The 12,308-nt window shown below is 42.2% G+C and carries 25 protein-coding genes and 1 pseudogene; 23 read left to right on the top strand and 3 right to left on the bottom strand.

Annotated elements, in window-relative coordinates; translation table 11 throughout:
* The 3 genes and pseudogenes from A3EO_RS0104450 to A3EO_RS13695 form a co-directional block, all read right to left on the bottom strand.
* A pseudogene (locus A3EO_RS0104450) lies at positions 1-237 on the bottom strand (IS1595 family transposase); the annotation flags it as partial.
* 334 nt (positions 238-571) lie between these two features.
* Positions 572-1,186 carry a hypothetical protein gene (locus A3EO_RS0104440; protein ID WP_018346190.1) on the bottom strand — a complete coding sequence of 205 codons (615 nt, stop codon included), beginning with the start codon at positions 1,184-1,186 and terminating at the stop codon, positions 572-574.
* Positions 1,187-1,195: 9 nt separating this feature from the next.
* Positions 1,196-1,624, bottom strand: a complete 429-nt coding sequence (locus A3EO_RS13695; RefSeq protein ID WP_018346189.1) for a DNA-binding protein — start codon at positions 1,622-1,624, stop codon at positions 1,196-1,198.
* 192 nt (positions 1,625-1,816) lie between these two features.
* Between A3EO_RS13695 and A3EO_RS0104430 the strand changes: the two genes are divergently transcribed.
* The 23 genes from A3EO_RS0104430 (at position 1,817) to A3EO_RS0104315 (ending at position 12,289) form a co-directional block, all read left to right on the top strand.
* A complete protein-coding gene (locus tag A3EO_RS0104430; protein WP_018346188.1) occupies positions 1,817-2,032 on the top strand; it encodes a helix-turn-helix domain-containing protein in 216 nt (71 codons plus the stop codon).
* A gap of 10 nt (positions 2,033-2,042) precedes the next feature.
* The gene (locus A3EO_RS0104425; RefSeq protein WP_018346187.1) at positions 2,043-4,016 is read left to right on the top strand and encodes a transposase domain-containing protein; all 1,974 of its coding nucleotides are present in this window, start codon (positions 2,043-2,045) and stop codon (positions 4,014-4,016) included.
* Positions 4,017-4,026: 10 nt separating this feature from the next.
* A complete protein-coding gene (locus A3EO_RS0104420) occupies positions 4,027-4,950 on the top strand; it encodes an AAA family ATPase (RefSeq protein ID WP_018346186.1) in 924 nt (307 codons plus the stop codon).
* The gene (locus tag A3EO_RS0104415) at positions 4,947-5,198 is read left to right on the top strand and encodes a hypothetical protein (protein WP_018346185.1); all 252 of its coding nucleotides are present in this window, start codon (positions 4,947-4,949) and stop codon (positions 5,196-5,198) included. The genes A3EO_RS0104420 and A3EO_RS0104415 overlap by 4 nt, the downstream gene beginning before the upstream one ends.
* The gene (locus A3EO_RS0104410) at positions 5,191-5,811 is read left to right on the top strand and encodes a DUF3164 family protein (protein ID WP_018346184.1); all 621 of its coding nucleotides are present in this window, start codon (positions 5,191-5,193) and stop codon (positions 5,809-5,811) included. The genes A3EO_RS0104415 and A3EO_RS0104410 overlap by 8 nt, the downstream gene beginning before the upstream one ends.
* A 3-nt stretch (positions 5,812-5,814) precedes the next feature.
* Positions 5,815-6,135: a hypothetical protein gene (locus A3EO_RS0104405; RefSeq protein ID WP_018346183.1), complete on the top strand. Its 321-nt coding sequence runs from the start codon at positions 5,815-5,817 to the stop codon at positions 6,133-6,135.
* 82 nt (positions 6,136-6,217) lie between these two features.
* Positions 6,218-6,412: an ANR family transcriptional regulator gene (locus A3EO_RS0104400; RefSeq protein WP_018346182.1), complete on the top strand. Its 195-nt coding sequence runs from the start codon at positions 6,218-6,220 to the stop codon at positions 6,410-6,412.
* Positions 6,409-6,576, top strand: coding sequence for a hypothetical protein (locus A3EO_RS13500; RefSeq protein ID WP_018346181.1), 168 nt, complete (start codon positions 6,409-6,411; stop codon positions 6,574-6,576). The genes A3EO_RS0104400 and A3EO_RS13500 overlap by 4 nt, the downstream gene beginning before the upstream one ends.
* A 2-nt stretch (positions 6,577-6,578) precedes the next feature.
* Positions 6,579-7,136 (top strand): DUF5420 family protein, encoded by a 558-nt coding sequence (locus A3EO_RS0104390; protein ID WP_018346180.1) that lies wholly within the window; start codon positions 6,579-6,581, stop codon positions 7,134-7,136.
* Between the two features lie 9 nt (positions 7,137-7,145).
* Positions 7,146-7,313 carry a hypothetical protein gene (locus A3EO_RS13495; RefSeq protein ID WP_018346179.1) on the top strand — a complete coding sequence of 56 codons (168 nt, stop codon included), beginning with the start codon at positions 7,146-7,148 and terminating at the stop codon, positions 7,311-7,313.
* Positions 7,314-7,493: a hypothetical protein gene (locus A3EO_RS0104380; protein WP_018346178.1), complete on the top strand. Its 180-nt coding sequence runs from the start codon at positions 7,314-7,316 to the stop codon at positions 7,491-7,493.
* Between the two features lie 65 nt (positions 7,494-7,558).
* Positions 7,559-8,035 carry a gp16 family protein gene (locus A3EO_RS0104375; RefSeq protein WP_018346177.1) on the top strand — a complete coding sequence of 159 codons (477 nt, stop codon included), beginning with the start codon at positions 7,559-7,561 and terminating at the stop codon, positions 8,033-8,035.
* Positions 8,035-8,604: a hypothetical protein gene (locus A3EO_RS0104370; RefSeq protein WP_018346176.1), complete on the top strand. Its 570-nt coding sequence runs from the start codon at positions 8,035-8,037 to the stop codon at positions 8,602-8,604. The genes A3EO_RS0104375 and A3EO_RS0104370 overlap by 1 nt, the downstream gene beginning before the upstream one ends.
* Complete coding sequence (locus A3EO_RS0104365) at positions 8,585-8,950, top strand: Mor transcription activator family protein (RefSeq protein ID WP_018346175.1); 366 nt, start codon at positions 8,585-8,587, stop codon at positions 8,948-8,950. The genes A3EO_RS0104370 and A3EO_RS0104365 overlap by 20 nt, the downstream gene beginning before the upstream one ends.
* A 313-nt stretch (positions 8,951-9,263) precedes the next feature.
* Positions 9,264-9,911 (top strand): antA/AntB antirepressor family protein, encoded by a 648-nt coding sequence (locus A3EO_RS0104360; RefSeq protein ID WP_018346174.1) that lies wholly within the window; start codon positions 9,264-9,266, stop codon positions 9,909-9,911.
* 11 nt (positions 9,912-9,922) lie between these two features.
* Positions 9,923-10,150, top strand: coding sequence for a hypothetical protein (locus tag A3EO_RS0104355; protein WP_018346173.1), 228 nt, complete (start codon positions 9,923-9,925; stop codon positions 10,148-10,150).
* A gap of 89 nt (positions 10,151-10,239) precedes the next feature.
* Positions 10,240-10,785 carry an N-acetylmuramoyl-L-alanine amidase gene (locus tag A3EO_RS0104350; RefSeq protein WP_018346172.1) on the top strand — a complete coding sequence of 182 codons (546 nt, stop codon included), beginning with the start codon at positions 10,240-10,242 and terminating at the stop codon, positions 10,783-10,785.
* Positions 10,786-10,799: 14 nt separating this feature from the next.
* Positions 10,800-10,958, top strand: a complete 159-nt coding sequence (locus A3EO_RS13325) for a hypothetical protein (RefSeq protein WP_018346171.1) — start codon at positions 10,800-10,802, stop codon at positions 10,956-10,958.
* 114 nt (positions 10,959-11,072) lie between these two features.
* Positions 11,073-11,297 carry a DUF2644 domain-containing protein gene (locus tag A3EO_RS0104335; protein WP_018346169.1) on the top strand — a complete coding sequence of 75 codons (225 nt, stop codon included), beginning with the start codon at positions 11,073-11,075 and terminating at the stop codon, positions 11,295-11,297.
* A complete protein-coding gene (locus A3EO_RS0104330; protein ID WP_018346168.1) occupies positions 11,294-11,560 on the top strand; it encodes a DUF2681 domain-containing protein in 267 nt (88 codons plus the stop codon). Before A3EO_RS0104335 ends, A3EO_RS0104330 begins: the two co-directional genes overlap by 4 nt.
* Positions 11,481-11,693 carry a hypothetical protein gene (locus A3EO_RS13090; protein ID WP_039152396.1) on the top strand — a complete coding sequence of 71 codons (213 nt, stop codon included), beginning with the start codon at positions 11,481-11,483 and terminating at the stop codon, positions 11,691-11,693. Before A3EO_RS0104330 ends, A3EO_RS13090 begins: the two co-directional genes overlap by 80 nt.
* The gene (locus A3EO_RS0104320) at positions 11,677-12,006 is read left to right on the top strand and encodes a DUF2730 family protein (RefSeq protein ID WP_018346167.1); all 330 of its coding nucleotides are present in this window, start codon (positions 11,677-11,679) and stop codon (positions 12,004-12,006) included. The genes A3EO_RS13090 and A3EO_RS0104320 overlap by 17 nt, the downstream gene beginning before the upstream one ends.
* The gene (locus A3EO_RS0104315; RefSeq protein WP_018346166.1) at positions 11,999-12,289 is read left to right on the top strand and encodes a VpaChn25_0724 family phage protein; all 291 of its coding nucleotides are present in this window, start codon (positions 11,999-12,001) and stop codon (positions 12,287-12,289) included. The genes A3EO_RS0104320 and A3EO_RS0104315 overlap by 8 nt, the downstream gene beginning before the upstream one ends.
* Positions 12,290-12,308 lie beyond the last annotated feature (19 nt).

The following is a 12,308-nucleotide window of genomic DNA, read 5'->3' as shown; positions in this document are numbered from 1 at the left end:
TTTTCGCACACCACCAAAATAGCTTTCATCTAACTCTACTTCGCCATCGAAAAGTTCATGTGCTTGTAGTGCTAAATGATGGCTGATAACGAGACGAATTTTTCGATAAAACAAGATGGCAGTATTGGCTTNAATGCCAAGCAAATCTGCTGCTGATCGTGCTGTTACTTCTAATACAAAAAATTCAAGCAGTTTTCTTTGTATAGATTTCTTTAGTTTACAATTGGTTATCTTCATTTTTGTAGCTTAGCATAAGTGCTAATCTACTTCAGCCCCTTTATTTTTAATAATCGTATTATTGATAATCGCCTTTCTCATATTAACTTCAAACAGTTCAATATTCTGAAGCTGTACAGATCCACCAAATATGAGACAAAAAGAAATTAGGGAATTGGTTGAAAAAAACGGGAATAAGTGGGTGAGAAACCTAGAGAAATGGGGCTTTGCTGATAAGCCCTTATTTTTTGGTAAGAAATAATGATTTGCGACAGATCCGAAAAAAACGCCAAAATCACCACTAAATATGCGACGGTGTTTTGGCGTTTAAATTAAGTTTAAATTAAGTTTAAATTTATAGTGACATAATAAATTGATATAGGCGTCTTAGTGAATCATCGCTAAGTTGAGTTAAAGATGAAACTCGCTTATTAAATTTATTAAAGACTATATTATATAACTCGCCTTTACTTAAACCTAAGTTATTAGACCTAGCGTAAATGGCAGTAAATAATTCATTTCGATATAAATTATTGTTATTCCTTGATATTTTACTTCTTTTGATAGCCGATTGTTGTTGTAACCAAGAAATCGCTTCATCTTTTAAATAAGCAGGAATAAGCGTGTAACTGGTTACCCGATAACGTCGTTTTAATGCGCCATACCATTTAGCATAGGCTTGCTGTGTAGACATTCCACCAGCCACTTCTTTCTCAACTAAGTGATCAACAATTTCTTTGATTTTATAAGTTGTAGAATCGTCAATATGACTATGATTCTTTTGGATTTTTACTGTTGTTCTAGGTGGACTCACATTTAAATTTAGGTTTACTGACTGGTTGTCCATAAAGATGATGTTATTGTCCCCTTTGATAGAATTACTTTTTTTGGATACCAGATTTTGCCTTTGCGGGCGTTTCTTCGGCATAGAATTTCTAGTAAACAACTGAATGATCTTATCGTCTGACATTGGAGCACCTCAAGCTATGGATTTAATAAGATTTAAAACGACTTCCTTGCCCTGTTTTTTCGCGATTAATAAATCATAAATAGCGATAATTAATTCAGCTTTCTTACGGGGCAGCATTGTTCTATTCGTAATTTTTAAGGCTTCTTCAAGCGTTTCTATGGAGTCTGTTAGCGTTTTCACATCAATACCGGCGTTTATTAGATTTGCCGGCGTATTGTCCGATACAATTTTGAGATGTGGCGAAAATCCCAAAACTCTTTGTGTTTCCTCGGGCAGGCTAGAATAGTGATATTCAACAGCTCCACCCTGAACCCCAGCTTTGTTCCTTTTTTTCCAATCCTGCGTTCTGGCTCGCTTGTTTACACCTTGTGGGCTTGAGGGTAATCCTGTGACTCCAGCCAATTCATTCGCAGAAAACCATTCTTTTTTGTTTCTCATAAAATCTATTTTTAGAAACTCAAAATTCTAAAAAGAAATACACGTTAAGTTATTGATATTTAAAGGGTACTCAAAAATTAGAAGAAATCTTTTCAGAAACTCTTGAGTTTCTAAAAATTTAAGTGTATAGTTTCTAAAAGTTTCCAAAGAGTAACACTTAAAAATTAACCGACCGAGTAAGGATAACACATTATGAAAAAGAATAAACATGATATGCATAGGGCTGACATTATTGCCGCGATTAGAAAACGGGGTAAAACCCTCGCGCAGCTATCGGTGGAGGCTGGATTACACCCGCGCACATTGGGAAACGCTTTAGAAAGAAAGTATCCAAAAGGCGAAAAAATTATTGGTGATTTTATTGGATTGAAACCAGAAGAGATCTGGCCGTCACGTTATCCTGCATAGGAATGAAATTATGGAACAATGGTTTTCAGCGCAAAAGCTAACGGAATTTAAGCCGTTACCAAATACACCTCAGGGTGTTAATAAAAGGGCGAAATTGGAAAATTGGGAAAAACGTCAAGTAACTGGGAAACGCGGTGTTAGTTACGAGTACGCCCTATCCTCCCTCCCCCAAGAAGTGCAAGCGGAGATCATTTTAAAACAAGCACAAGCCAGCAAGCCGGTGGCGGTAGCAACGCCGAAAAACCTCAACTACCTACCTGACGTAGTTTGGAAGCCGTGGCAAACAGCGAACGAAAGACAAAAAAGCGTGGCGCAATATCGTTTAACGATTGTGAAAGCGATTGCCGCCTTAAAAGAAACGGGGCTAACCAGCCAAAAAGCGATAGCGTTGGTCGCGAATGAGTATAACGAGTCGGCAGGCACCATTAAGCGTTGGTTTTATGATGTGCAAGCGTTTGAACCGTCTGACTGGTTGCCTTTATTGCTCGATAAAAAATACGCCAAACGCCGTCAAGGCGAAGCGGAATTTACAGAAGCAGCGTGGGAAGCATTTAAAGCCGATTATCTGCGTAATGAAAAGCCATCTTTTAACGTCTGTTATTACCGCCTACAACGTGCTGCACAAGAGCAAGGTTGGACTATTCCATCAAGCCAAACGGTAAAGCGCAAGCTAGAACGTGAAGTGCCATTAGCACAACAGATCTACTTACGCGAGGGCGAACACGCCTTAAGTCGCCTCTACCCTGCAATGCAACGCAGTGTGGCAGAAATTGAAGCGATGGAATGGATCAACGGTGATGGTTATCAACACAACGTGTTTGTCAAATGGCATAACGGCGACATTGTTCGCCCGAAAACCTGGATTTGGCAAGACATTCGCACTCGCAAAATTTTAGCGTATCGCACCGACTTAAGCGAAAACAGCGACACCATACGCCTAAGTCTAATGGACGTGATCTACAAATACGGTATTCCTCGCAAGCTCACTATCGACAACACTCGTGCAGCAGCTAATAAGTGGATGACAGGTGGCGTGAAAAATCGCTATCGCTTCAAAGTAAAAGAAGATGATGTGGTTGGGATTATTCCATTGTTAGGTATTGAGCTTTACTGGACATCTATCCAATTCGGCAAAGGTCATGGACAAGCGAAACCAATCGAACGTGCCTTTTCACACGGTGGATTGGGTGAACTCGTGGATAAACACCCGACATTAGCAGGCTACCACGCTGGTGACAATATCTATAACAAGCCCGACAACTACAACGGTGGCAAAGACGGTGTTAGTTATGAAGATTTTATCCTTGCGCTAGAAGATGGTATCCGCGCTTTTAATGAACGCGAGGGGCGAGAAACGGAGATTTGTCAAGGGGTGTACAGTTTTAGCCAAGTGTTTGAACGTGATTATGCCAATGCGCATATCCGCATCGCCAGTAGCGAACAGCTTCGCTTACTTATGTTGATGAGTGAAGCGGTCACCCTCAAAAAAGACGGCACCTTTGAGCTCAACTGTGGCGGCAAAGTGCATAACCGCAAAAATCGCTATCTTGCTGCTGATTTGATTGCCTCTAACCATAAGAAAGTGATCGTCAAATTTGATCCGCGCGACCTCCACGGCACTGTCCACGTTTACAGCTTAACAGGTGCTTATTTAGCTGAAGCAATATGTACCGAAAAAGTAGCGTTTGGCGATAAAGCAGCAGGCCGTGAACACGATAAAGCACGCAAGCAGTTTGTTAAACACAACAAAGCCGCAGCCAAAGCGCAGCAAACAATGGATGCACAAGAAGCCGCACGCTATCAACCGGAATTTGAAGAGGAAGAATTGGTCGAGCCGAAGATTGTTGAAATGCTACAACATCATGGCAATGCCGTACGCAAAATTGAGGCGATTGTGGATGATGAAGTGGACGAGTTTGAAGAAGCAAGAAACCGCACGTTGCGAGAAATGGCTCTCGCTAAAGGGTTAAAAAGTAATATCTAAGGAGTGAATGATGAACGCAATTATTGAACAGATTAAACTGCTAATTGAAAACGGGCAAATTACGCAACGTGAATTAGCACAGCAGGCAGGTATATCAACAGCATCGTTAAGCACTTATCTGAAAGGAAGTTATGCGGGTAACGTGAGTAATATTACACAAGCTCTACAAAACTGGCTAGATACTCAAGCTAAGAAAACCACCGTATTTGTTGAAGCGCCTCACTTTATTGAAATTCCAACCGCGAAAAAAGTCTTCGCAGCATTAGATATGGCAAAAATCCTGCCAACCATGGTAACAGTTTACGGTGCAAGCGGTGTTGGAAAAACCAAAGCTTGCCAAGAATACAAAAAGTCAAACAAGAATGTATGGATGATTACTGCCAGCCCTGCCCGTGCCACGCTTAGCACTATTTTATACGAGCTGGCATTAGAACTCGGTATTAATGATGCGCCGCGCCGTAAAGACCGTCTAAGTAGAATGATTACCAAAAAACTCAGTGGCACCCAAGGATTAGTGATTATTGATGAAAGCGATCACCTGCCTTATGACGCCCTCGAAGAAATCCGCATTATCCAAGAAGAAGCAGAAGTTGGGTTTGCATTAATCGGTAATGACAAGGTTTACACCCGTATCCAAGGCGGTGTTAACCAAGCGCACGAATATGCACGCCTCTGGTCAAGAATTGGCAATCATTGTGGATTAAAAGCCAGTACCAAAGGCGACATTAAAGCGATAGCCAGTGCTTGGGGATTAGATATAAACGATAAAGATTTGATGACCGTGTTATTTGATATTGGCGGCAAAGCCGGCGGATTGCGTGCATTAACCCAGTATTTACGCCTTGCCGGAATGACAGCCAAAGGGCAAGGCACAGCAATGACATTAGACCTTATTTTACAAGCGAAACAACAAATGACAGGTGGTGTGCAATGAAAAGATTAATGATGATCGGGTTGGCGGTGTTACTTACCGCCTGCCAACAAGAACCAAAAGAACCGGAATGTGATCAACTTTGTTGGCAACAACAAGCCAACGAAGAATGGAAAAAGGAACACGGCGAGTTTCAAACGCCGCTCAGTCCGGAACACGAGCAAGAGATTTACAAATGGCTAAAGGAACACTATCCCGACACCGATTTTAATAACCACACCCTTGAACTAACAGGAGAAGATGATGAGTAAAGTAACCATTGACGGCAAAACCTACTGGCAAGACGCAAAAGGCAACCTCACGCCTGAAGAGCTGGTAAAAGCGATTGACAAAGAGCGTGATGCACTGGTGCAAGAATGGGTAGAAAAAGCCAAAGCCCTAAACACTGAAATCAGTCGTTTTAAAGGCGGTATTTTTGGCGATATTCAGGCTTTTGTGGAACTTTCCGCTGAAAAATACGGTGCAAAATTAGGCGGTAACAAAGGCAATGTTACGCTCTATAGCTATGACGGCAAATACAAAATCCAGCGTGCCATTAATGACCATTTGCAATTTGACGAGCGTATTCAGGCAGCGAAAGCCCTGATTGATGAATGCTTAAATGAGTGGTCGGAAGGCTCACGTCCTGAACTTAAAGCTTTGATTGAACGTGCATTTGACGTTGATAAGGAGGGTAATCTTAATACTAGCCGAATTTTAGGATTACGCCGTGTTGATATTAAAGATCCGCGCTGGCTCAATGCAATGCAAGCGATTAGTGAGAGTGTGCAAGTGGTCAACTCCAAAGCCTATGTGCGAGTTTATGAACGCATTGGCGACAGCGACCAATATCAACCAATTAGTTTAGATGTGGCGGGGGTATAGGCAATGTTAGATAAGATTGAGAGAAAAGTGCAATTCTTTTTCTCGATACTGATGATTATTTTTGTCATCGCGAGCGTCCCAATTCTATTTATCCATACTCAGCTGGGTATGGCATTGCTTTCATCTGCGAATGCTTTCCTTGTTGTGATTGCGTTCTTTGAAGTCCGAAATCTAAAAGACTGGGAAAACAAAAACGTATCAGATTTAGTGAAAGGGGCAACAATTGCGGCAAGAGCCGCGTATAAATTGAAACAGCATCGAGGGCTAGATCTTGTGATTAATGGCAAAAAAGTTACACCTGATAGCAGTGAACTGGAAGTGTAGATTAAAACCCTTTTCAACACACTTTAAAGCCGATTTAAGGTGTGTTTATAAAGTGTTTTAACTATCAAAACAGGAGCAAAAAATGAAAAACCAAGCCTATTATGACTACGCCGAACAAGCAGCGGAACTGGAGCAAAAGCAACAATACCGCGATGCCGCACTGTATTGGCAACTCGCCTCCGGCAAAGCGAAAAAAGAGATTAATTGCGAATATGCCACCGAACGAAGCGAATTTTGCAATCGAATGGCGGTGCGACCATTTAGAGGTGAAGAATGAAAATACAAAAGCAAGAGGCGTTGTTATTAACGCTTAATATGATGATCGGACAACTGCAACAAGCAATGCAAGCGATTAATAGCGGGAATTATATTGCTGCAAGCGTGTATATGGAAATGGTACAAAATCAGTTGCCAAAGGCGAGATGGCAAGTAAGGGGGTAAAAATGGAATATAGATATTTTAAAGGTAACTTAAACGCAGAGCCACTAAAAACGCTGAATGAAGATTGGTTAAAACGATTTAAAGAACGTAATAAAAAATTAAAAGCGATTTTTGACACAATGCCTTTTTATGATGGTTGGTATGGGGGCGAAGAATTTATCAGTGGGATTGTTTGCGATAGCGACAATCCACACCTTGAGCAATTAAAGCAAACCAAAGGTTATAAACTAACTTTGTGCGATAGCCAAGATAGATACATTGTTAGACCAGATAAGCGATATAAGATTGGAAAAGAGCTAGATAAAGCACTTTGCAATGTTTATCAAATCTTACTGGAATACCCGCCTTTTGGAAAGTTTATCACAAAGCAGCTAGGGATAAACAGAATGGTGCTTGATGGGCGTAGTGGTTATTTATCATCTGCGGGTGTTTGTAAAAAAGTGCTTTTAGTCTGTATTCCAGTAAAAGGTCAGGGATGTTCGGGTGATGATTTTCCTGCTGTGCCAGATAGCTTAACTGAAATCAAAGAAAGTGAATTTTTGGCTATTCAGGGAAAATAAGGGGAAAGAATGAAAAAATTTATCATTCGAGCGGTATGTGTCAACGAAATACTGGTTGAAGCCAACAATATTAATGAGGTTGAGCAACTAACTGATGACTTTGCTCCAAGCTATTTAGACGCACAACCTAAAGAGATTATTGCCGTTGAGTCTGTTATTGAGATTGAGGAGTTATAAATGCAACAAGTGACAAAACAAGATTTAGTCGAGCAACTCGCCGGCGTAATGACACAGGTGGAGTACTCTATTTGGCTGCTTAATGAGGACAATCCCAAAGATGCTGCCAGAATGGTGAGATTAGGGATGAAGGACGCGGCAAAAGTAGAACAGAAATTAAAATTACTGACAAATCATTAAAACCCATTTAAACGCCTTTTAAATAAAGATTAAGAGGCGTTCATAATGTGTTTTAGGAGAAAAATATGCGTTACACAAAACCTCAATTAATTAAATTGATCCACATTGCCAAACACAAGCTCGGCATTGATGAGGACACCTACCGAATGATTTTGCAAAACGAAACCGGTAAAAACAGCTGTAAAGCAATGACAATCAACGAATTAATGCGTGTTTATGATCACTTTGAAAAAGCCGGTTTTAAACGCACCGCCAAGCGTCAGCGCTCACCGGCAAGCCAAAAAGCAAAAGTCAAACACAATATTGCGTTAAAAATCCGTGCGGTTTGGATTGAGATGCACAAACAGGGCGTGATTAGAGAGGGTTCAGAAGACGCATTAAACAGTTTTGTGCGTAATGTTGTTAATCCTATTTTGCAGCAACAAGATAAACCACTTGTGCTAAATGTGCAAAGCCTTGACTATAAACTCGGTACAATCGTCTTAGAACGCCTGAAAAAATGGCAACAACGCACACAAAAAGACAAAAAAGAGGTGAAATAATGAAACTTTGCCGTTGCCCGATTTGCCATAGCGACATCCATTTGGATCAACTATTAGAAGACGATGCCGGACGTGAATTATTAGGTCTAATCGTCCAATGTCAGGCAGAAGTCGCTCGCCCATTGGTCGCTTATATCGGCTTATTCCGTCCGGAAAAAAGCCAGCTGTCAAACAGCCGTGCAGTAAAACTGATCAAAGAAGTGTTTGAGTTGTTTCCGTCATCACTTTTATTGGCTCACGCCTTAAGTGAAACGGTGCGAGCGGTGCAGGATAAACGCCGTCACAACCAAAATCGCGCGGCGTTGACCAACCATAACTACCTAAAACAGGTCTATGACACCAATGCGCCGAAATTTATCAGCGTTACTACTCAAGCGACGACGGAAAACACCGCTCAAGCGGCACAGCAGGCACAAGCACAACAGCAGCAAACCGACAGAATGAACCGCATATTAGTGGTGGAGCAACTGCACCAATTTGGGCAAGAAATCAAACACCTCAAAGCCTACCCAGAATGGCTGGCGTGGAAACATCAACAGGAGGCGCTGAATGGACGCAAAGCAAAATAACAGCACCTTTGAAGACAAGGCCCCCGAAATCTTGCTCGACCTTGCGGAACATACGCGTGAACTGTTGGTGCAAAAATACCAGTTTGAGGATAGCCAAGCCAAACAAATCGGCGTGGAGCTTGCCCAATGTATTGCTGAAAACTGGGGCGGCGAAGTGATCTATATCCCCAAAGCGTTATTGATTGCATTAAGCGAGCGCGATTTGGCGATTTGGCGCGATTTTAACGGCAGCAACCAACGCGAACTGGCACGCAAATACGGCGTATCAATGCAATGGGTCTACCAAATCGTGAAGAAAGTGCAAAAGGAGGAAGTCGCCAAACGGCAGTTTGATATGTTTAAATGATTTTCGCTTTTGGGGCTTGACGCAAAGGGAAAAAAAAGTTAATTTTGCGATCAGGCTTCCAAAAAGCCAAACAAGCGGTTAGCACAACCGACCAAAGGTGCTATTTTTTGTCTGTAATTTGCGTATCGGAACGCCTTGAGCGTCAGAATGCCTAAAATGCAGCAAAAAAATAAAAAAAACAACCAATCAATGACCGACAGTGCGAGGAATACAACACCTGAAAGGGGAATAACTCCGCTGTTCTTGTTTACAGTTTTGGGCTGTCGGTCGCCCTATCCAAAATAGGGTCTATTATCAAATAGGATTAAACAAGATGACACACTTCAATATTAAAACCTTTACAGGTTCACTTCAAAATCAAACCGTTCAACTTATCAATGCTCGTGAACTTCACGAAAAATTAAAAATTCAAACGCTATTCAAAGATTGGATTAAACGCAGAATAACTGATTACAATTTCATCGAAAATGAAGATTATGTTTGCTGCTCAAATTTGAGCAGCGGGGAAAATCAAGGACTTAGCCGCTTTTGGGGAGGTCATAACCGCATTGATTACCACATCACCCTAGATATGGCGAAAGAGCTTTGTATGTTAGAACGTTCAGAACTTGGGCAACAAGCACGCCGTTATTTTATCCAAATGGAAAAAGCGGCACGCCAGCTCGCTCAACAGCAACAACTCGATATCCCCACCTTTCTCCGTCAAGGGGGACAAACACCCTCATTGCCACAAAATCAAATCACCATTGACAAAGACCGTTATATTGCCTTGCTGGAAAGTGAAAATAGCCTACTGAAAAGCAATCACGGCAAACCGCTCCACCCACGCAAAGGGCAACGACTTAACGAAGCAGAAAAAAGCGAAATTAGACGCTTATACGCACAAGGCATCGCCAAAGCTGCCATTGCTCGCCAAATTAACCGTTCTGAAACCGCTGTTGCAAGCGCTTTAAAGGCATAAGGAGGTAGCGTATGTTAAGAATTGAATTTGAAGATCTGTTAAGAAATAATGAACGCATGATAGGTGCCTTGCATTTTTTAAGTTATATCACTGAAATTGCTGAAAATAGCGCTACACCTGATTTAATTGGTATGTCGGACTTGCTGGCAGTATTAGCCGATGCGAGCCGTCAACAAAAGGAAAATTTAAAACTGATTTTAACAATGACAGAACAGCGAGAGCAAGAGAATGTAGAATAAATGTGATTAAAGTCTTTAAAGCGCTTTAAAATCAAAATTCACCGCTAAGTTTTAAACTCTCTTTAAACCAAGTTTAAAGGGAGTTTTTTATGTCATTACCCATCCTAAAAATCGTGATTCACTGTTCTGCCACCCAAAACGGCAAGCAACTCAGAAATAAAACCGAAACTGCTGCGCAAGTGATTGATCGCTGGCATCAACAACGCGGCTTTAAGCGTCAATCGTGGGCGTATCGCACCTTTAATCCGCATCTACAACACGTTGGCTATCACTACATTATCGACACTGACGGCACTGTTGAAACCGGGCGCAAGGTCGGCGAAACCGGTGCGCACGTTAAAGGGCATAATCAAAACAGTATCGGCATTTGCCTTGTTGGCGGCATCACCATTGACGGCAAAAACTACGGACGCTACACCGCCAAGCAGTGGCAAGCATTGCACCGCTTATTGCGGGAGCTAGAAGCCAAATATCCTCAAGCACGCATTTGCGGGCATCGAGATTTAAGCCCCGACCTTAACGGCGACGGCACAATTACCCCGAATGAATGGCTGAAAGATTGTCCCTGCTTTGACGTCTGGACGTGGCTTGATAGCGGTGAGGTGATTAACCAAGACCATCTATTTAAAGATTAAGGAGCAAACAAAAAATGAATATCAGTCTACTTGCGATTGCGATGATTGCCTTGATTGTCGGCTGCTGCATCAAAATTGGTGAAGCAATCGGTGTTTGCATTGGCGACCAAATTAAATACCGCTATGTGCTATGGCGTGATAAAAAGTGGGGCAAAAATGAAAAAATGGACTAAATACCCTAAATCTCCCAGAAGAAAGAAGTACACCATTAGCAAACTTGCCCAACAAAGTAAGCGGCAAAATGGTGGGCTAACCAAAGCACAGATAATGTTAATGGAGCTAGGACGATGAAATTAAGTGAACTGATTACCAACGACAACGGTCGCTTATCAACCACCGCCTTTATCCAGTTTTTCGGGGCGTTGCTGATGGCAGGGATTTTAACGTATTGCGTCTATTTAGACCGCAGCTATACGCCGGAGCTGTTTATGACTTTTGCGATTTTTTGTGCCGGCGGTGCGGCGACCAAAGGTTTTGCTAATGCAATCGGCAATAAAGGAGATAAACAATGACATTAAGTGCTTATATCTGGCTAACCATCATCGCCTTGCTCGGTGTGCTGTTTGCTTTTTTGTGGCTCAAAGTGGCACAGGCGAAAAAGCAAATCGCCACCTATCAACAAATTGCTGAGCGGCTTAAACAGCAACAGGCAGTGGCACAAGCACAAATTAGCAATTATCGGGAGAAAAACAAAAATGAAGAAAACAGCCGTAGCGTTAGCCGTGATGATGTTGTTGACCGCTTGCAGCAAGCCGGCGATTTACGTAACGAATAGCAGTTGTGCCGGTTTTGGTCTGATTAAAGCAAGTCGCAACGACACGACAGAAACCTTGCGTCAAATATGGGCGCATAACCAAACCTATCGGGCAATTTGTCACAAGGAGGTAGGCAATGAGCGAAATCCTTGATGTAGTGCAAAAACATTGGGGGATTATCCTCTCTGTTGCCGGTTTTGTCGGGTTTATTGTTAGGTTGACAATGGACAGCAAGTACATCAAACGTGAAGAAATGCACAGCCTGAAACAGACAGTCAGCACCAACGAACACCGCTTGGACGCACTGGAAACCAAAGTGCAGGATTTGCCAACCACCAGCGACCTTGCCGAAATCAAAATCTTAATGGCAAAGCTGGACGGCAAAAGCGACAAAATCGCTACTAAAGTGGAGGGCTTAAGCCATCAAGTACAACTGTTGATAGAAAAGGAAGTAAAAAATGGATAAGTACAATATTTTTGCACAAGACCAACGCTTAGTAATTTTACGCTCTTTAGTGGAAGCGAATAACGATGCGAACGAAAGTATTTTACAAGATTGCCTAGACTTATACGGACACCGCATCAGTCGTGACCAAGTGCGTTCACATCTGCTTTGGCTGAAAGAACAAGGTTTAATTGATCTTAAAGATGTCGCCGGCTGTTATGTCGCGTATTTGACGGCTCGCGGGCTGGAGGTAGCACAAGGTCGCACCGAAGTGTATGGCGTTAAAAAGCCGCTGTTGCGCTGATTTAAACCGACATCAAACC

The sequence above is a fragment of the Gallibacterium anatis DSM 16844 = F 149 genome (genome assembly GCF_000379785.1).
Taxonomy (GTDB): Bacteria; Pseudomonadota; Gammaproteobacteria; order Enterobacterales; family Pasteurellaceae; genus Gallibacterium; species Gallibacterium anatis.
The sequence above is the reverse complement of the archived record's forward strand: the minus strand, read 5'-3'. Positions and strand labels throughout refer to the sequence as shown.